The sequence below is a fragment of the Leisingera sp. ANG49 genome, assembly GCF_059694505.1.
In genome coordinates, this window is the sequence record NZ_JCATZN010000007.1 from 1 (window position 1) to 17,766 (window position 17,766).

17 protein-coding genes are annotated in these 17,766 nt (G+C 63.1%); 9 read left to right on the forward strand and 8 right to left on the reverse strand.

Annotated elements, in window-relative coordinates:
• Window positions 1–189 (forward strand): hypothetical protein (locus AC58NV_RS19240; RefSeq protein WP_497228571.1); only part of this gene is annotated, 189 nt, incomplete at its 5' end.
• Window positions 190–292: 103 nt separating this feature from the next.
• Here the strand turns inward: AC58NV_RS19240 and glnT are convergent.
• The 6 genes from glnT to AC58NV_RS19270 all read right to left on the reverse strand — a co-directional run bounded on the left by glnT (window position 293) and on the right by AC58NV_RS19270 (window position 6,364).
• The gene (gene glnT / locus AC58NV_RS19245) at window positions 293–1,624 is read right to left on the reverse strand and encodes a type III glutamate--ammonia ligase (RefSeq protein ID WP_497228572.1); all 1,332 of its coding nucleotides are present in this window, start codon (window positions 1,622–1,624) and stop codon (window positions 293–295) included.
• A 76-nt stretch (window positions 1,625–1,700) separates the two neighbouring features.
• Complete coding sequence (locus AC58NV_RS19250; RefSeq protein ID WP_366662247.1) at window positions 1,701–3,032, reverse strand: FMN-binding glutamate synthase family protein; 1,332 nt, start codon at window positions 3,030–3,032, stop codon at window positions 1,701–1,703.
• A 17-nt stretch (window positions 3,033–3,049) separates the two neighbouring features.
• A complete protein-coding gene (locus AC58NV_RS19255; RefSeq protein WP_497228573.1) occupies window positions 3,050–3,733 on the reverse strand; it encodes a protein GlxC in 684 nt (227 codons plus the stop codon).
• A gap of 1 nt (window position 3,734) precedes the next feature.
• Window positions 3,735–4,631, reverse strand: a complete 897-nt coding sequence (locus AC58NV_RS19260; protein ID WP_497228574.1) for a class II glutamine amidotransferase — start codon at window positions 4,629–4,631, stop codon at window positions 3,735–3,737.
• Window positions 4,632–4,763: 132 nt separating this feature from the next.
• Window positions 4,764–4,979 (reverse strand): hypothetical protein, encoded by a 216-nt coding sequence (locus AC58NV_RS19265; protein WP_497228575.1) that lies wholly within the window; start codon window positions 4,977–4,979, stop codon window positions 4,764–4,766.
• A gap of 11 nt (window positions 4,980–4,990) precedes the next feature.
• Window positions 4,991–6,364 carry an ammonium transporter gene (locus AC58NV_RS19270; RefSeq protein WP_497228576.1) on the reverse strand — a complete coding sequence of 458 codons (1,374 nt, stop codon included), beginning with the start codon at window positions 6,362–6,364 and terminating at the stop codon, window positions 4,991–4,993.
• 550 nt (window positions 6,365–6,914) lie between these two features.
• On the opposite strand from AC58NV_RS19270, the gene AC58NV_RS19275 reads away from it, so the two are divergent.
• The 4 genes from AC58NV_RS19275 (at window position 6,915) to AC58NV_RS19290 (ending at window position 10,763) form a co-directional block, all read left to right on the forward strand.
• A complete protein-coding gene (locus tag AC58NV_RS19275; RefSeq protein ID WP_366662252.1) occupies window positions 6,915–8,060 on the forward strand; it encodes an aminomethyl transferase family protein in 1,146 nt (381 codons plus the stop codon).
• A gap of 71 nt (window positions 8,061–8,131) precedes the next feature.
• On the forward strand, window positions 8,132–8,743 hold the full coding sequence (locus AC58NV_RS19280; RefSeq protein ID WP_497228577.1) for a dimethylamine monooxygenase subunit DmmA family protein: 612 nt from the start codon (window positions 8,132–8,134) through the stop codon (window positions 8,741–8,743).
• Window positions 8,740–9,705, forward strand: a complete 966-nt coding sequence (locus AC58NV_RS19285; RefSeq protein ID WP_497228578.1) for a PDR/VanB family oxidoreductase — start codon at window positions 8,740–8,742, stop codon at window positions 9,703–9,705. The genes AC58NV_RS19280 and AC58NV_RS19285 overlap by 4 nt, the downstream gene beginning before the upstream one ends.
• An 11-nt stretch (window positions 9,706–9,716) precedes the next feature.
• Window positions 9,717–10,763 (forward strand): heme-dependent oxidative N-demethylase family protein, encoded by a 1,047-nt coding sequence (locus AC58NV_RS19290; RefSeq protein WP_497228579.1) that lies wholly within the window; start codon window positions 9,717–9,719, stop codon window positions 10,761–10,763.
• A 313-nt stretch (window positions 10,764–11,076) separates the two neighbouring features.
• On the opposite strand, the gene AC58NV_RS19295 is transcribed toward AC58NV_RS19290, so the two are convergent.
• Window positions 11,077–11,733, reverse strand: a complete 657-nt coding sequence (locus AC58NV_RS19295) for a helix-turn-helix domain-containing protein (RefSeq protein ID WP_052257601.1) — start codon at window positions 11,731–11,733, stop codon at window positions 11,077–11,079.
• Between the two features lie 585 nt (window positions 11,734–12,318).
• Between AC58NV_RS19295 and AC58NV_RS19300 the strand changes: the two genes are divergently transcribed.
• Window positions 12,319–13,047, forward strand: a complete 729-nt coding sequence (locus AC58NV_RS19300; protein WP_497228580.1) for a FadR/GntR family transcriptional regulator — start codon at window positions 12,319–12,321, stop codon at window positions 13,045–13,047.
• A 6-nt stretch (window positions 13,048–13,053) separates the two neighbouring features.
• Here AC58NV_RS19300 and AC58NV_RS19305 read toward each other — a convergent pair whose 3' ends face one another.
• Window positions 13,054–14,355 (reverse strand): ABC transporter substrate-binding protein, encoded by a 1,302-nt coding sequence (locus AC58NV_RS19305; RefSeq protein WP_497228581.1) that lies wholly within the window; start codon window positions 14,353–14,355, stop codon window positions 13,054–13,056.
• Window positions 14,356–14,517: 162 nt separating this feature from the next.
• Between AC58NV_RS19305 and AC58NV_RS19310 the strand changes: the two genes are divergently transcribed.
• The 3 genes from AC58NV_RS19310 to AC58NV_RS19320 all read left to right on the forward strand — a co-directional run bounded on the left by AC58NV_RS19310 (window position 14,518) and on the right by AC58NV_RS19320 (window position 17,698).
• Window positions 14,518–15,864 (forward strand): trimethylamine monooxygenase, encoded by a 1,347-nt coding sequence (locus AC58NV_RS19310; RefSeq protein WP_497228582.1) that lies wholly within the window; start codon window positions 14,518–14,520, stop codon window positions 15,862–15,864.
• Window positions 15,865–15,968: 104 nt separating this feature from the next.
• Complete coding sequence (locus tag AC58NV_RS19315) at window positions 15,969–16,973, forward strand: GlxA family transcriptional regulator (protein ID WP_366662259.1); 1,005 nt, start codon at window positions 15,969–15,971, stop codon at window positions 16,971–16,973.
• A gap of 11 nt (window positions 16,974–16,984) precedes the next feature.
• The gene (locus tag AC58NV_RS19320) at window positions 16,985–17,698 is read left to right on the forward strand and encodes a type 1 glutamine amidotransferase (protein ID WP_497228583.1); all 714 of its coding nucleotides are present in this window, start codon (window positions 16,985–16,987) and stop codon (window positions 17,696–17,698) included.
• Window positions 17,699–17,766: the final 68 nt, after the last annotated feature.

Below are 17,766 nucleotides of genomic sequence, written 5' to 3' on the forward strand. Positions count from 1 at the left end.
CGTCTCCCTGCTGCCATCCGTTCCGGTTCACACCCCGCGGCAAAGTTCGATGCGAGGCAAGATATATTCCTATTACTCAATTATTTTTCCTGGCCGTCAACACCCTCCCGCCCGGTTTTCAGTGCAAAACCGGGCATTTTCCGCATTTCCGCCGCCGATAGGAAACAGGCGGAATTTCACCCCGGGTGAACACGGCGCATATGCGGCAGGCGCCGCCGCAAACAAAAAGGGCCCGGGCAGAACCCGGGCCGCGCAGGGTCCGGCCCGCAGGCCGGACAGGGGGAATCAGTGCTTAGATATCCAGCGTGTTGTCCTTCTCCCAGCGGGAGAAGTGGTTGACGAAGGAGTTCCATTCCTGCTGCTTCATCTTCAGATAGGCGCTGGAGAACTCCTCGCCCATCATCGACTTCAGCCCGTCGTCCTTGTCGTAGAAACGCAGCGCATCCAGCATGTTGAGCGGCAGCTTCGGCGCGTCGGTGATCTTGTGGCCCTCGGCATACATGTCGATGTCATGGCGCGGGCCGGGATCCGCCTTAGAGCGGACGCCCGACAGGCCTGCAGCGATGATAACCGCCTGCAGCAGGTAGGGGTTCACTGCCCCGTCGGGCAGCCGCAGCTCAAACCGGCCCGGGCCGGGGACACGCACCATGTGGGTGCGGTTGTTGCCGGTCCAGGTCACGGTGTTCGGCGCCCAGGTCGCCCCGGACATGGTGCGCGGCGCATTGATGCGCTTGTAGGAATTCACCGTCGGGTTGGTGATCGCAGCCAGGGCAGAGGCATGTTTCATGATGCCGCCCAGGAAGTAGCCGCCCTGCTGGGACAGGCCCAGCTCGGCGATCTGCCCCTCGCCCTTTTCCGCCGCAAAGACGTTGGTGCGGGCATCTTTGCCCGGCGCGTCCCAGACCGAGATATGCGCATGGCAGCCGTTACCGGTGAGCCCCTCGACGGGCTTGGGCATGAAGGTGGCGCGGAAGCCATGCTTCTCTGCCACCGATTTCGCCATGAACTTGAAGAAGCTGTGCTTGTCGGCGGTCGCCAGGGCGTCGTCGAAATTCCAGTTCATCTCCCACTGGCCGTTGGCGTCCTCGTGGTCGTTCTGGTAAGGCCCCCAGCCCAGCTCCAGCATGAAATCGCAGATCTCGCGGATCACATCGTAGCGGCGCATCATTGCCTGCTGGTCGTAGCACGGCTTCTCCGCAGTGTCGTAAGCGTCGGAGATTTCCTCTCCGTCCGGGGTCAGCAGGAAGAACTCGGCCTCGATGCCGGTCTTCACATGCAGGCCCTCGTCCGCGGCCTCCTTGATCAGGCGGCGCAGCACGTTGCGCGGCGCCTGGGCCACGTCTTCGCCCTCCATCACGCAGTTGGCTGCCACCCAGGCGACTTCCGGCTTCCATGGCAGCTGGATCACCGAGGACGGATCCGGCACCGCCAGCATGTCCGGGTGCGCCGGGGTGAGGTCGAGCCACGTGGCGAAACCGGCAAAGCCCGCCCCGTCTTCCTGCATATCCGCGATCGCCTCTGCCGGCACCAGTTTGGCGCGCTGGCCACCGAACAAGTCGGTGAAGGAGATCATGAAGTACTTGACGCCTTTTTCTTTTGCGAAAGCAGCCAGATCAGTCGTCATGGTCCTACTTCCTTTCCCTGTTGAACGTATTTCGAGAATGGGGCGCGGACCGTTGCCGGCCGCGCCCCGCCAATCATCAGAACCCTGCTTTGCCCGGGTACCAGTCGGTCCCGGCCAGCGGCACCCGCGCCATGGCGGCGGCCTCCATGGTCAGGGCGCACAGATCCTCGGGCTCGAGGTTGTGCAGGTGGTTGTGGCCGCAGGCACGGGCAATGGTCTGCGCCTCCAGCGTCATCACCTTGAGATAGTTGCGCAGGCGGCGGCCGGCATCGACCGGATCCAGGCGCTTCATCAGCTCGGCGTCCTGAGTGGTAATGCCGGCCGGGTCCTTGCCCTCGTGCCAGTCGTCATAGGCGCCGGTGGTGGTGCCCAGCTTCTGGTACTCGCTTTCCCATTTCGGGTCGTTGTCGCCCAGCGCAACCAGCGCCGCGGTGCCGATCGCAACCGCATCGGCGCCCAGCGCCATTGCCTTGGCCACATCGGCGCCGGTGCGGATGCCGCCGGAGACGACCAGCTGCACCTCGCGGTGAACGCCCAGGTCCTGCAGCGCCTGCACGGCGGGGCGGATACAGGCCAGGGTCGGCAGGCCGACATGTTCGATGAACACGTCCTGGGTCGCGGCGGTGCCGCCCTGCATGCCGTCCAGCACCACAACATCCGCGCCGGCCTTCACCGCCAGCGCGGTGTCGTAGTAGGGGCGGGTGCCGCCGACCTTGATGTAGATCGGCACCTGCCAATCGGTGATCTCGCGCAGCTCCAGGATCTTGATTTCCAGGTCATCCGGGCCGGTCCAGTCCGGGTGGCGGCAGGCGGAGCGCTGGTCGATGCCCTTGGGCAGGCAGCGCATCTCTGCAACCCGGTCCGAGATCTTCTGGCCCAGCAGCATGCCGCCGCCGCCGGGCTTGGCGCCCTGGCCGACCACGACTTCGATCGCGTCCGCTTTGCGCAGGTCATCCGGATTCATGCCGTAGCGGGACGGCAGGTACTGGTAGACCAGCTTGGTGGAATGGCCGCGCTCTTCCGGGGTCATGCCGCCGTCGCCGGTAGTGGTCGAGGTGCCGGCAGCGGAGGCGCCGCGGCCCAGGGCCTCCTTCGCCGGGCCCGACAGCGCGCCAAAGCTCATGCCGGCGATGGTGATCGGGATGTCCAGCTCAATCGGCTTCTTGGCAAAGCGGGTGCCCAGCGTCACCTTGGTGTCGCATTTCTCGCGGTAGCCTTCCAGCGGGTAGCGCGAGATCGAGGCACCAAGGAACAGCAGGTCATCGAAATGCGGGACCCGGCGCTTGGCGCCGCCGCCGCGGATGTCATAAATCCCGGAGGCCGCCGCGCGGCGGATTTCCGCGTTGATCGGGTTCGAGAAAGTCGCCGACTGGATCGGGACCGTACCGGGGATGTTCGTGTTGTCCATGTCTTAGATCCCTGTCCTTAGTACGCTTGCGCGTTGTCGACGTCGAAGTTGTAGAGCTTGCGGGCGGAGCCGTAGCGCTTGAACTCTTCCGGCTTGGCATCGGCACCGGCGCGGGCCAGCAGATCCTTCAGGATCTCGATGTGCTCCGGGCGCATTTCCTTTTCGATGCAGTCGGCGCCCAGGCTCTTGACCGAACCGCGCACGAAGAAGCGCGCCTCGTAGCAGCTGTCACCCAGCGCATCGCCGGCATCGCCCAGCACCACCAGGTTGCCGGCCTGCCCCATGAAGGCGCACATGTGGCCGATGTTGCCGTGCACGACGATGTCGATGCCCTTCATCGAGATGCCGCAGCGGGACGAGGCGTTGCCCTTGATCACCAGCAGCCCGCCCTGGCCGGTGGCCCCGGCGTACTGGCTGGCGTCGCCTTCGACGATCACCTGGCCGGACATCATGTTTTCCGCCACGCCCGGCCCGACCGAGCCTTCGACACGCACGGTCGCCTGCTGGTTCATGCCGGCGCAATAGTATCCGGTGGAGCCTTTGATGGTCACATCGGCGGGCGAATTCAAACCCACGGCGATGGCATGGCTGCCCTTCGGGTTGACGATTTCCCAGGCAGTCTTGTTGGAGCTGCCGTTCAGTTCCTGCAGGGCCGAGTTCAGACCGCGCAGGCCATTTGCTTCAAGGTCGTATGTCTGCATCTTAGTGGTTCCAGAAGTAAACAGTTGCGGGTTCGGGCTCCCAGACGCGGGCGTCTTCGATGCCCGGCAGGTTCACCAGCGCGCGGTATTCGCTGCCGAAGGCCACATACTGGTCGGTTTCCGCCATCACGGCCGGCTTGCAGGCGATCGGGTCGCGGACCACGCCAAAGCCGTCCTTGGTGCCCACAACGAAGTTGAAGAAGCCGTCCAGGTCCTCGAGGGTGCCCTCCAGCGCCTCGCCCAGGCTGGCGCCGTTCTGCATCTTCCAGGTCAGATAGGCCGCGCCGACTTCGGTGTCGTTCTGGCTTTCGATCCGCACGCCCTCGCGCTGCAGCTTGCGGCGCAGCGCGTTGTGGTTGGACAGCGAGCCGTTATGCACCAGGCACTGGTCCAGACCGGTGGAGAACGGGTGCGCGCCTTCGGTGGTCACGGCGGATTCGGTGGCCATGCGGGTGTGGCCGATGCCGTGGCTGCCGCTCATGCCGCGCAGGTTGAAACGCTCGGCGACCTTCTCGGGCAGACCCACTTCCTTGTAGATCTCGATGGTGTCGCCCGCGCTCATGACACGCATGCCGGGGCGCAGTTCAGCCAGCGCGCTGCGGGCTTCTTCCGCCTTGCCCGCAGGCAGGTCCAGAACCGCGTGGGTGTCGATCACCCGGATCGACACATCACTGCTCAGCGCTTCTGCCAGCGCGCCGTCCAGCCCGTCAAAGGCCGCCTCCGGCGCATCCGACTGAACGGTGAGTTTGGTGCGCCCTTCCGCTTCCGATCCATAGATCGCAATACCGGCGCTGTCCGGACCGCGGTCCGTCATGGTGATGAGCATATCGGTGAGCATATCGCCCAGCTTCGGCTCAAGTGATTTGTCTTTTATAAAAAGACCGACAATCCCGCACATGGGTGTGCCTCCTGGTTTTCATCTCGAATCAACGCTAGCAGTTTGCGTGAAGGCGTTCAACTGTTATGAAACTTATTTTCCCCTGAAGGAAGAAAGACGCGCCGGTCTGGCGCGCCTCTGGTGGGGTCCGGGTCAGTATTTCTCCAGCAAGGAGTTTATTTTCTCCTTGTCTCCCATATTCTTAGCCTTTTCCAGATGGGCGCCTTCGCGGACAAACTGGATCCGGTGCCAGCCAATCCAGAAGATCACTCCCAGGACAACCATCAGCCCTTCTGATCCCTGGAAGGGGTAGATCGCCCCCACCTCCGCCAGGTCCACTGCCCAGCTGTCGTAACCGATCGTAGACATTTCAATTCTCCTTATTCAGCTGGCACGCCTGCACCGTTCACCGCAGCCTTGTCGGCGGCAATGATTTCGGCCTTGGCGTCTTCGTAGGCATGGTGTTCAGCGTAATCGAGACCTTGCAGCTCGACCTCGACCGGGATCCGCAGCACGCCGGCTGCAGCCTGGATTTTGGCGATCACAAAGCCCGGCAGCCAGCCCAGCACCCCGAACATGATCACCGCGCCAACGGTCTGACCAACCGGGTTCACGGCGGCAAAGCCTTCATACGGCGAACTCGGTGCGCCCCACAGCAGGAAGCCGGCGATGATCAGGCCCACGATGCCGGAGTACCCGTGCACTGCAACCGCGCCCACCGCATCGTCGATCTTGAAGGTGCGCTCGACCCAGTAGTGCAGTTTGTAGACGATCACGACACCAACCGCGCCGACCAGCATCGCCTGGATCGGGTGATACAGATCGTTGCCCGCAGAGGCGGTAATGATGCCCGCCAGACCACCGGAGAAGGTCCAGAACGCATCGCCCTTGGACACCACATAGGCTGCCATCAGGCCGCCGGACAGCGACATCAGGAAGTTGAAGGTGATCGCGGACAGCGAGGTCGGCGCCAGATAGATATTGGTGGCGGTCCAGGTCTCGCCGGTGATCAGGCCGCCGATGCCTTCGGGCGAGATCGCCGGGATGTTGCAGGCGGCGTAGAAGCCCCAGAAGCCCGAGTAGATCAGGAAAATCCCGATGGTCAGCATCCAGGGGTTATGCGGCGGGATATCGCGCGGGGTGCCGTCGGCGGCAAACTTGCCCAGGCGCGGCCCAAGCACCATGATCACGCCCAGCGCGTAACCGCCGGCAATCGCGTGGATGACGCCGGACGCATAGGCGTCGTGATAGCCCAGGTATTTGACCATCCAGCCTTCGGCATGCCAGCCCCAGGCCGCGTCGATGATCCAGAACACCGAACCAATCATCACCGCGTGCACCCACAGAGCGGATGAGCGGATCCGTTCAATGACTGCACCGGACACGATCGAGGCCGCGGTCCAGGAAAACAGCAGGAACGCTGCCCAGAACACACCGGTGATCCGGTCCGAAAGGTTGGTGCCCATGTTTTGCGACCACGGCAGGTTCGCGGCACCCGCATCGTGGTTCAGCCCGCCGAAGAACGGGAAGCTGGGGAAGGACCAGTAGATCCACCAGCCGAAAAAGAAGAACGTCACCGTGACCAGCGGAATGATCATGATGTTCTTCATCAATGTGTGCATGTGGTTGCGGTGGCGGCTGGCGCCGACCTCGTACATGCAGAACCCCACGTGAATGAGGAACATGAAGACAACGGTCACCCAGTAGTAGAACTCGGTGAACACCGTTGTTAACGCGTTCAGATTACCATCCAATGTTTTGCCCTCCTGTTGGCAGTATCCCGGGCATTTTTTGCCTCTTGGGAATATTATTTTCCCTAAATACTGTGTCTCATGAGGGCGGCCTGTCAATAATCATGTGAAAATTTGTTACCTTCAGGGAAATGCGGCATGCCAGTGCCGCCGTCCTGCCAAACCGCCCAGCTCCCCTTAAGCCTCAAACATCCAAGGGCTTAGCCCGCGCTCTGCCGCCCAATTCCAGGTGCCGCTTCCCCTGGCCCACCACGGCCCGGCACCGGCCGGACCTGCCGAAATGCGGCAGAATCACCCAATCTTCCGCCACAAACGCTGCCGATTCTCCCTCTAAGCGGATCATTTTGCCGTTGCCGCAACCAACAGCAGCCTGCGTGAAAGACCGTTTCAGGCCAATTCATGCCGCAAACACCTTCGAAATCTGCCTTTTAAGAGAAATCTTTTTCCTGATAGGAATATTCATTGACATGACACCCCCTCTCTTGGCTAACTGGACCAGACCAAAGGAACCAAATCAAGAATTTTGGTCCGCACCAATAGGGAGAAATGCAAAATGGCCATTATCTGGCGGACTTCAGCACTGGCACAGCGCCACAAGGAAATCGGCGGCGAGCTGGAAGACTGGAACGGCATGGGAACCGCCTGGTTCTATGACCACACCCCCGAACGCGCCAAAGCCGACTACGAGGCGGTCCGCACCAAGGCCGGCCTCATGGACGTGTCCGGCCTCAAGAAAGTCCACGTGGTGGGCGAGCATGCGGCACAGGTCATCGACCGGGTCACCACCCGCAACGTCGAAAAGATCATGCCGGGCCGCTCCACCTATGCCTCGATCCTGAACGAGCAGGGCAAGTTCGTGGACGATTGCATCATCTACCGCCTGTCGGTGAACAGCTGGATGGTTGTCCACGGCACCGGCACCGGCATGGAGCAGCTCAGCTCCGTTGCCGCCGGCAAGAACTGCTCGGTGATCTTCGACGACAACCTGCACGACATGTCGCTGCAGGGCCCGGTCGCCGTCGATTTCCTGGCCGAATATGTTCCCGGCATCCGCGATCTGGCCTATTTCGGGATCATCCAGACCAAGCTGTTCGGCTGCCCGGTGATGATCTCGCGCACCGGCTACACCGGCGAGCGCGGCTATGAGATCTTCTGCCAGGCCAAGGACGCCGTGCATCTCTGGGACAGCATCCTGGACAAGGGCGCGGGCCTGGGCATCGTCCCGGTCCAGTTCTCCACCCTCGACCTGCTGCGCACCGAAAGCTACCTGCTGTTCTATCCGGGCGACAACTCCGAGACCTACCCGTTCGACAACGAGACCTGCGGCGACACGCTGTGGGAGCTGGGCCTCGAATTCACCGTCTCCCCCGGCAAGACCGGCTTCATCGGCGCCGAAAACCACTATGCCGCCGAAGGCAAGGAGCGGTTCAAGATCTACGGCGTCATGCTGGAAGGCAAGATCCCCGCGGACGAAGGCGCGGACCTGCTGCAGAACGGCGAGAAGGTCGGCGTGGTCACCTACGGCATGTACTCCGAGGTGAACAACCACAATGTGGGCATCGCCCGGATGCCGGTCGCCTGCGCCAAGCCGGGCACCAAGCTGACCGTCCGCAACGGCGACGGCACCGAGATTGCCGCCACCGCCGAAGAGATGCCCTTCTACGACAAGGACAAATCGATCCGCACCGCAAAAGGCTGATCCGGATCCCGGGCGTCCCCATCCCGGGGGCGCCCGCTTTCGTTCACCCGACTGCAGGAAAAGCGACCCACATGTCTAAGACCGAATTCCCCCCTTCCATCACCAGCCGCCCTGTCTACGGCGAGCTTGAGGCCCGCTCCGGCAGCGGCCACCTGATGATCGCCGATGCCGAAGGCGCCGAGGCGATCCTTGACCTGGCCAAATCCACGGACAAGGATTTCTGGGCCAAGGCCCATATCATCTACATCCCCAAGAAGACCGGCACCAAATACAGCAGCCAGCTGGAAGAGCTGGGTGCCGGCCAGTTCTACGCAGGCCCTTCCTATGAAGCCTCGCAAAGCCGGATCCGCCGCGCCCTGCTGGACTGCCACATGGGCACCCAGGTCTATCTGACCGGCACCGAAAGCCTGATGGGCCAGGCCATGGCCGAGGCCACCGCGGCGGGCATCCCCCATACCGCGATCCAGACCGAACACCGCGGCTCCACCGCGCGGCGCATGCAGTGCGTGCACTGCAAGGGCATCACCGAGGACGTCACCACCGACCCGTTCGAATGCAGCCATTGCGGCCTCAGCCTGTTCGTGCGCGATCACTATTCGCGCCGCCTCGCGGCCTTCCAGGGCGTGCGGGTGGATGCCGAGGATCCGGGCAACATCCCCGAGAAAGTGGAGCTGTTCAAATGAGTGCTGGCACCGCAAAACTGAATGTCACCGTGGCCGAGGTCAAACCGATCAACGACCTGGTCACCCGTTTCAAATTCGTCCGCACCGGCGGCGGCAGCCTGCCCACCTTCTCGGGCGGGGCGCATACCGTGGTCGAAATGCAGGACGGCGATATCACCCGGCTCAACGCCTATTCGCTGATGTCCAACCCGGCCGACCGCGGCGCCTATACCATCTCGGTGCGGCGCGACGACCAGGGCCGCGGCGGCTCCAGGTTCATGCACACCCAGGTGAAAGAGGGCATGGAGATGGTGATCTCCAACCCGGTGAACCTGTTCTCGCTGGACCTGCGCGCCAAGAAGCACCTGATGCTGGCCGGCGGCATCGGCATCACCCCCTTCATGGCGCAGATGCATCAGCTCACCATGACGGGCGGGCATTTCGAGCTGCACTACTCGGTCCGCACCGCCTCGCTCGGCACCTACGCCAAGGAGCTGACAGAGCGTTACCCGGGCAAGGTGCACGTCTACCATGACGACCAGAAAGAGGCGATCGACCTCAAAACCCTGCTCGCCAACCAGCCGCTGGGCACCCACGTCTACGTCTGCGGCCCCAAGGGCATGATCGAATGGGTGCACGGCACCGCCGAGGACATGGGCTGGCCGCGCGAGGCCGTGCATTCCGAGGAATTCCTGGCGCCCGCCTCCGGCAAGCCGTTCGAGGTGAAATGCGCGGTCTCGAACAAGATCATTCAGGTCGGCGAGCATCAGTCGCTGCTGGAAGCGCTGGAAGCGGCCGGCATCGACGCCCCCTACCTCTGCCGCGGCGGCGCCTGCGGCCAGTGCGAGACCAATGTCATCGGCTATGACGGCAAGTTCCTGCACCACGACCACTGGCTGACGGATGAGCAGAAGGCCGGCGGCAAACACATCATGCCCTGCGTGTCGCGCTTTGAAGGCAAGACACTGGTTCTGGACCGCTGAGGGAGAGAAAGATGACCATTCAATTCAACGACGAAACCTTCTACGGCGACTTCACCTTCAAGAACTCGGACTGGGCAATCAAACGCTTCCCCTTCCCGTTCCACGAAGACAGCTACATGTATTCGGTGAACATGGAGCCGCATAAGTCCTACCGGCCCGGCTCGGTGTTCGAACGCACCTTCGACGTGGACGAGCACTATGTCTCGGAAATGAAGGACCGCGCCCGGGTGCTGGCGAATGACCCGCTGCGCTGCCAGTCGCTGCCGCACATGACGCTGGCGGGCTGGGACCTGGTCGAGTTGATCATGGAGGCCAAGGCGGCCGAATACCCGGACCTGTTCGAACTGCACAAGGACGGCAACCGCTGGCGCTGGATCAACAAGCCGCTGGGCATCGACGACACCTTCACCTTCCTCGACGAAAGCACCCTGCCCTACGGCCCGATGGAATACATCACCCGTCAGACCCAGGGCGACTTTGCGGTGCTGGACCAGCGCGACGACAACCTGTGGATGGACGCCGGCATGGTCACCACCCAGGCCGACTGGTCGCTGGATTTCGACATCGGCATGAACTTCTTCGAATGGCACGCCCCGGTGCCGAAGGCGCATGAGATGGGCATCTTCGTGCGCGCCCTGAAGTTCCTGCTGAACATCCAGCAGGGCCAGCCCGCCCGCCGCCTGAACTGGACGATGACGGTCAACCCGCTGCTCGATACCTCCCCCGAGAACTACCACAAATGGGGCGTGATGAAGCAGGGGCTGACGATGGAGAACATCGGCGACAAGCAGCACCTGCGGGTCGAACTGCAGACATTCTTCCGCCTGCCGCGCTCCAACGCGCTGGTGTTCCCGATCCGCTGCTACCTGATCAGCTTCAACGATCTGGTGACAGTGCCGAAATGGGCGCGCCGCCTGCACCGGGTGATCCGCGACCTGCCGGAGGAACTTGCGACCTACAAGGGCTTCATCGACAACCGCCCGCTGATGGTGGAGTGGCTGTCGCAGTATGACGATGGCAGCCCGACCTCGGACGGCATCTGGGCCGACGACGACTGATCCCGAGCGGACTCGCGGGCCGTCCCTACCCCCTGTCACTTAGGCCCGCTTCACTGACTGCCGTTGCCCCTGGCTCCGGCAGTTTCTTTTTTGCGCCAGTTGCAAACCGGGGCCTCCCGCCCCGCTTCAGGCCGCAGGCGCTGCCTGCCGCCAGCGCGGCGTTGGGCCGGGCAGCGCGCCGTGCGCGCTGCGGGTGCCTGGCCGAAGCCCTGCCGCAGAACGCAACAGCGCCGCGCATTGCGCGGCGCCTGGCCGGGCGGTGCAGGGGCGTTTTCAGATGCCGCGGAACCGGCGGAAGCGCCGCCGCTGCACGTCAGCTCGATTGCGGATAAGAAATGATCGACAGGTAGCGCGCCGGCAGTTTGACCAGGCTTTCCGGCCCATGCGGCGCGTCCGCGTCGAAGAACAGCGTATCGCCCGGCTTCAGCGGGAACACCTTGTCGCCATGGCGGTAGTCCACCTCGCCTTCCAGCATGTAAAGCATTTCCACCCCGTCGTGCTGGAAGGTCGGAAACACATCTGACTCCTCGGTCAGGGTGATCATGTAAGGCTCCACCATCACCCCTGAGGCATTGGCGCCAAGATGCCCCAGCAGCTGGTACTGATGCCCGGCCCGCGTGCCCGCGCGCTCGGTCTCCGCACCTTCGCCGGACTTGGTGTGCACCGCCTCCCGGCTTTCCTCGAACCGCCGGAAGAAGGAGGTGATCGGCACGCTCAGCGCATTGGCCAGCAGCTGCAGCGTGGTCAGCGACGGCGAGGTGTTGCCGTTCTCGATCTTCGACAGCATCCCGATCGACAGCCCGGTCAGATTGGCCAGATCCGCCACCGTGATCCCCTGCTGCCGCCGGAACGACCGCACCTCGCGGCCGATCGCCACTTCCAGAACTTTTTCTGCACCATCGCGGACCCGGTGCGGGTCTTGGGAAAGGTTATTTGCCACTGCGTCACTATCATCTTTGAGTTTAGCCACTGTGTTATCTTCCTTATGGATGGCCTCTGACAAGCGCGCAGCAGCCGATATGTGAAACTTTCCCGGGCGTAAGGAATGGTGCGAATATTATTTTACTGTCATTACTCATTTTTCCCAACCCCTTACCGCCTGAGGAAAGAAAAATGTTGCCGCCGCGCTGCGCCCCGCCCGCCTGCAGGCGGCAGCCCGCCCGGCGGCCGTTTCCTGCTCCGGCGCTGCCCGCAAATCAGCCCAGCCGGAACACGCCGGCACCGCCGCCGGACGCTTGGTCCGGGCACACGCTTGCCGCCTCTGGACCAAAAAGGCACCAATTTCAGGAACCGCTAGGGAAAGCACCGGCAAGAGAGCTTAAAATGGCGCAAAAACAGGGGGCTACGGCGAACCTCCAGAACACGCGGATTCACCGCAGTATAGAACCAATTTGCGCGCCCGTCCTTGCTGACCGGCACTAGAACCGCTAGTCTGAGGGTCAATCACCGCTGTGAAGGGCACCTGCAAAGCCGCCGCCAGAACCGGCAAATGCAGCCTTGCCACAGCACTCAGGAGCAGGGTTTCCCGCTCATACGGCCCGGAAAAAGACAGACCATGAGCTCAGCGGAAGAAACCACCTCGCAGATCCTGACCACCCACTCCGTCGGCGCCACCGTGCAGGTGGTGATCGACACGCTGTTTGCCCGGATCAAGTCCGGCACCTACCCGGTGGACACCCGTCTGCCCTCGGAACGCACGCTGGCGTCCGAGCTCGGGGTCGCCCGCAACACCGTGCGCGAAGCGCTGGACGTGCTGGCCGGCCAGAACGTGATCCAGCGCCGCGCCGGGTCCGGCAGCTTTGTGAAATTCCGCTCCGGCCCCAAGCCGGAAACCTCCTCCTACAGCTCGCTGGCCAATGAGGTTTCTCCGCTCGACCACCTGGTGGTGCGCGGCATCCTGGAGCCGGAACTGGTGCGCCTGGCGGTGATCAACATGACCCCGCGCCAGATCGAGGAGCTGGACCAGATCCTGTCCCGGGTGGAGGCCGTTCGCACCGACCCCGTCGAATTCATCGAGGCCGAGGAGGATCTCTACCGCAAGATCGCCGAGGGCACCGGCAACCCGCTGCTGCACTCCTGCTACGAGCTGACGATCGAGGCCTGCCGCCTGTCCTACCGCACTGCGCTGCGCCGCCGCCACCTGACGCCGCAGCGGATTCAGGACTACCAGAAACGCTACAACACGCTGTTCAACGCCATCGCCTCGCGCGATGTGGAATCCGCGGTCGAGTTCATCAAGCTGCATCTGATCGACGAGCAGAAACTGCTGCTGCAGGAGATCTGAACCGCCTCAGCCCTCCACGGCGCGCGAGCTGACCTCGCTGCCCGGCGCGCCGCTCTCCAGCCGCTGATGCCACAGCTGCCCCAGCGTTTCCATTTCCGATTTCAGCAGGCCGGAATGCTGCGCCAGCCAGGCCGGAATCGACTTGAACGCAGCGATCCGCGCCTTGCCTTCCCGGATCGTCACTACCGGCCAGTCGCCGACCAAGGCATTGGAAATGCCGAAGATATCTTCGCCCCACCATTCCGCGTGACCGAAGGCATGGGTGACATGGCCCAGCTGCTTCATCGCCGCCAGCACCGATGGCGGCGCAACCGACCCCGCCTTCTCCACCGCGCTGTGCCAGATGTCCAGGATCGCCACATACTCCCAGCTCACCGCCGACCAGCTGCCCGGGAAACGGCGGTTGTATTCCTCGTAGAACTCGTGCGGGCGGTTGAAGAAAAACGCCTTCTCCCGCAGCAGCGGGTCATCGAAATCAGGGAACTGGAACACCACCCCTTCCATGAATTCGGGGGACGTCCGCTCCACCAGCCGGTCATAGCCGTCCATGGTGCAGCTGATGATCTGACCCTTGAAGCCCTTGGCATGGGCATATTCGGTCATCGCATGCACCATCGGCGCATAAGACGAGCACCAGCACAGGATACCGGCGCCGCTTTCCAGCATCGGATCCACCACCGGCGCCGGGTCGCTGGCGCCGGGATCATACTGCACTTCGCGCAGGATCTGCTTGTCCGCCGCCTTGAACGCCGCCCGGTAGACCGCCTGCGCGGGCAGCCCCAGCAGATCGGCCTGGCTGCACAGGGCGACGGTTTTCAGCTCCGGCCGGGTTTCCGCCAGCCAGGCCACCCCGGTCACGTTCTGGATCGGGTGCGCCTCGCTGGGCGCGATCAGATAGGGCGTGTCCGGCGACAGGTCGGTCGGCAGCAGGGTCGACGTCAGCACCTTGTTGCGCATCAGGAAATCGCGCACCGGCGCAAACGTGTCCCCGCCCAGCATCAGCATCAGCTTGACGTTGTGCTGCTGAACCAGTTCAACTGCGCCCTCCAGCGCGCGTTCCGGGTCGTAGCCGCAATCGTAAGAGTGGATCCGGATCGGGTAGCGGCGGCCGCCGATCAGCACCCCGCCGGCCTGGTTCAGCCCGTCCTCCCAGATCCGGCAGCCGTTCAATCCGGGCAGCCCCCAGCTCTCCACCCGGCCCGAAAGCGGGCCGAGGAATCCGATATTCACTGATTCTGCCATCCCCACGGACAGCCGGGGCAACGCCGCGCGGGCGGTCAACTGGTGCACAAAACTGGTCGTCTTCATGTTTGGAATCCTACCAGTAAAACAACGCGCTTCCAGTCCAATTGCGTCCAAAAACATTCCAGATGTGAAAAAATGTTGACTTATTGGCGCAAGTTTGGACCTAATTGGACCAGACCAAAAGAGCCAAATTAAGATATTGGTCCAAACCAACGGGAGAACCAGATGACCAAGAAACGTATTGCCATCATCGGCGCCGGCCCCTCCGGCCTGGCCCAGCTGCGCGCCTTCCAGTCCGCGGCCAAGAAAGGCGAGGAGATCCCGGAGATCGTCTGCTTTGAAAAGCAGGACGACTGGGGCGGCCTGTGGAATTACACCTGGCGCACCGGCCTGGACGAGAACGGCGAGCCGGTGCACTGCTCGATGTACCGCTACCTGTGGTCCAACGGCCCCAAGGAGGGCCTGGAGTTCGCCGACTATTCGTTTGAGGAGCACTTCGGCAAGCAGATCGCCTCCTACCCGCCGCGCGCCGTGCTGTTCGACTACATCGAAGGCCGGGTGAAAAAGGCGGACGTGCGCAAGTGGATCCGCTTCAACTCCCCGATCCGCTGGGTCGAATACAACGAGGACCAGGGCAACTTCACCGTCACCGTGCACGACCACAAGAAGGACAGCACCTACAAGGAAGACTTCGACCACGTGATCTGCGCCTCGGGCCACTTCTCGACCCCGAACGTGCCGTTCTACCCCGGTTTCGACACCTTCAACGGCCGCGTGCTGCACGCCCATGACTTCCGCGACGCCCGCGAGTTCAAGGACAAGGACATCCTGATCCTCGGCGCCTCCTACTCCGCCGAAGACATCGGCTCGCAGTGCTGGAAATACGGCTGCAAATCCATCACCTCCTCCTACCGCTCGGCGCCGATGGGCTTCAAATGGCCGGACAACTGGGAAGAAAAACCGGCGCTGGAAAGCGTCGAGGGCAACACCGCCACTTTCGTTGACGGCTCCAAGAAAGAGGTCGACGCGATCATCCTCTGCACCGGCTACAAGCACTTCTTCAACTTCCTGCCGGACGACCTGCGCCTGAAGACCGCCAACCGCCTGGCCACCGCCGACCTCTACAAGGGCGTGGTCTATGCCCATAACCCCAAGATGTTCTACCTGGGCATGCAGGATCAGTGGTTCACCTTCAACATGTTCGACGCCCAGGCCTGGTGGGTCCGAGACGCGATCATGGGCAAGATCGAGATCCCGGCGGACAAGGAGACCCTGCTGGCCGACGTCAAGGAGCGCGAAGCGCGCGAGGAAGCCTCGCCGGACGTCAAATACGCGATCAAGTACCAGGGCGACTACGTGCTGGAGCTGATCGAGGAGACCGACTACCCGACCTTCGATGTGGCCGGCGCCTGCCAGGCCTTCTATGAATGGAAGGGGCACAAGGCCCAGGACATCATGGCCTTCCGCAACAACTCCTACAAATCGGTCATCACCGGCACCATGGCGCCCGTGCACCACACCCCGTGGAAAGACGCCCTGGACGACTCGCTGGAGGCATATCTGCAGAACTAGGGGCACGTCCCTGCAGATCGCCTGCGCCGTTTTCCCCTTCCTGTACGGCGCAGGCACCCCTTCGCCGCTGTGCGAATCCTTCTTCGCAAGCTATAATTCACCCCATGCAGCGCGATAACACCATGACACTCGGATTTCTGATTTTCCCCGGCTTTCCAATGGCCTGCCTGACCTCGGCCATCGAACCCCTGCGCGCGGCAAATGAAATTGCCGGCTCTGAAACCTTCCGATGGAAACTGGTGTCCGAAACCGGCAACAGCGTGAACGCCTCCGCCAATGTGGCGTTCCAGCCCGATTGCGCCCTGGATGAGGCCGACGGCATCGACACCCTGTTCCTGCTGTCCAGCCCGCAGGGCAAATTCGACGACCCCAAGGCCTCCAACGGCAAGCTGCGCCATCTGGCCCGGCACGGCACCACCATGGGCGCGGTCTCCGGCGGCGTGTTCCCGCTGGCCCGCTCCGGCCTGCTGGACGGGCACAGCTGCTCGGTCCACTGGTGCTACAAGGCTGCCTTCACTGCAGAATTCCCGTCCCTCGCCACCGTCGACGATGTGATCGTGCTGGACCGCCGCCGCTTCACCGCCAGCGGCGCCGCGGCGATGTTCGACCTGTCGCTGAAGCTGATCGAGCGCGCCATGGGCGACGCCGTGATGACAGAGGTCGCCTGCTGGTTCCAGCACCCGATGGTCCGCGCCGAGGGCGTGCGCCAGAAGATCCCCGCCTTCAAGACCGACAGCACCGCCGACAGCCTGCCGCCGCCGGTGGCCAAGGCGGTTGAGCTGTTTGCCGACAACCTGGAGCACCCGGTCTCGATCCGCGACGCCGCCAGCGAGATCGGCGTCTCGCCGCGCCAGCTGGAACGCAGCTTCAAGGCCGCCACCGGCCAGAGCCCGGCCATCTATTACCGCACCCTGCGGATGAACGCGGCACGGCAGCTGGTGATGTATTCCCGCGACTCGATCACCTCGATCGCCAATGCGGTGGGCTACGCCACCTCCTCCACACTGTCGCAGCACTACCGTGAAAGCTTCGGCGTCACCCCGCAGGAAGAACGCCGCAAAGTGAACCTGTTCAGGGTCCAGGACAACCGGCCCATCCCCTCAGCCTGACCGGAGACACCATGCGCATACTCGTTTTCCAACACCTGGACTGTGAACACCCAGGCGCTTTCCGGGAACTGATGCGCGCGCATGGCATTGACTGGCACGTTGCCGAACTCGACCAGGGCGATCCGATCCCGGAGATGGAGCCCTTTGACGCGCTTTGGGTCATGGGCGGCCCCATGGACGTCTGGGACGTTGCGGAACACCCTTGGCTTATCGACGAAAAGCGGGCCATCCGGCACTGGATCAAACATATCGGCAAACCCTATCTGGGCCTGTGCCTGGGCCACCAGCTGCTGGCCGATGCCCTGAACGGAACCTGCGGCCCGCAACGCCCCGCAGAGGTCGGCATCCGGCAGGTGTCCCTGACCGAGGCCGGACAAAGCGATGCCCTGTTCGCAGGGCTGCCGGCGCAAATGAATGTCCTGCAATGGCACGGCGTTCAGGTCGCACAAGCCCCCGAAGGGGCCGAGGTTCTGGCAAGCTCAGCCAATTGCCCGATTGAAGCGATGCGCGTGGGCAGCAATGCCTGGTCCATGCAGTTCCATGTCGAGGCCGAAGAAGACACCGTTGCCAACTGGGCCGGGATCCCCGCCTATCATGCGGCGCTGGTGGAAACCCTGGGCGCGGATGGCCTGGGCGCCTTTCAGGCCGAAAGCGATGCCTGCATGGACGAGTTCAGGACCTGCTCCCGCACCATCTTTGCCAATTTCCTGAAGCAGATGCAGTGATGCTCCAAACAAGTCCGGCTCCGGGGACACCCCCCCGGAGCCGGTTTTGCAGGCCGCCTTGGCGCGGC

Excerpts from the sequence above, each read along its gene's own strand:
- glnT (WP_497228572.1), bottom strand. The coding sequence starts at position 1,624 with ATGACGACTGATCTGGCTGCTTTCGCAAAAGAAAAAGGCGTCAAGTAC.
- AC58NV_RS19250 (WP_366662247.1), bottom strand. The coding sequence starts at position 3,032 with ATGGACAACACGAACATCCCCGGTACGGTCCCGATCCAGTCGGCGACT.
- AC58NV_RS19255 (WP_497228573.1), bottom strand. The coding sequence starts at position 3,733 with ATGCAGACATACGACCTTGAAGCAAATGGCCTGCGCGGTCTGAACTCG.
- AC58NV_RS19260 (WP_497228574.1), bottom strand. The coding sequence starts at position 4,631 with ATGTGCGGGATTGTCGGTCTTTTTATAAAAGACAAATCACTTGAGCCG.
- AC58NV_RS19265 (WP_497228575.1), bottom strand. The coding sequence starts at position 4,979 with ATGTCTACGATCGGTTACGACAGCTGGGCAGTGGACCTGGCGGAGGTG.
- AC58NV_RS19275 (WP_366662252.1), top strand. The coding sequence starts at position 6,915 with ATGGCCATTATCTGGCGGACTTCAGCACTGGCACAGCGCCACAAGGAA.
- AC58NV_RS19280 (WP_497228577.1), top strand. The coding sequence starts at position 8,132 with ATGTCTAAGACCGAATTCCCCCCTTCCATCACCAGCCGCCCTGTCTAC.
- AC58NV_RS19285 (WP_497228578.1), top strand. The coding sequence starts at position 8,740 with ATGAGTGCTGGCACCGCAAAACTGAATGTCACCGTGGCCGAGGTCAAA.
- AC58NV_RS19290 (WP_497228579.1), top strand. The coding sequence starts at position 9,717 with ATGACCATTCAATTCAACGACGAAACCTTCTACGGCGACTTCACCTTC.
- AC58NV_RS19300 (WP_497228580.1), top strand. The coding sequence starts at position 12,319 with ATGAGCTCAGCGGAAGAAACCACCTCGCAGATCCTGACCACCCACTCC.
- AC58NV_RS19305 (WP_497228581.1), bottom strand. The coding sequence starts at position 14,355 with ATGAAGACGACCAGTTTTGTGCACCAGTTGACCGCCCGCGCGGCGTTG.
- AC58NV_RS19310 (WP_497228582.1), top strand. The coding sequence starts at position 14,518 with ATGACCAAGAAACGTATTGCCATCATCGGCGCCGGCCCCTCCGGCCTG.
- AC58NV_RS19315 (WP_366662259.1), top strand. The coding sequence starts at position 15,969 with ATGCAGCGCGATAACACCATGACACTCGGATTTCTGATTTTCCCCGGC.
- AC58NV_RS19320 (WP_497228583.1), top strand. The coding sequence starts at position 16,985 with ATGCGCATACTCGTTTTCCAACACCTGGACTGTGAACACCCAGGCGCT.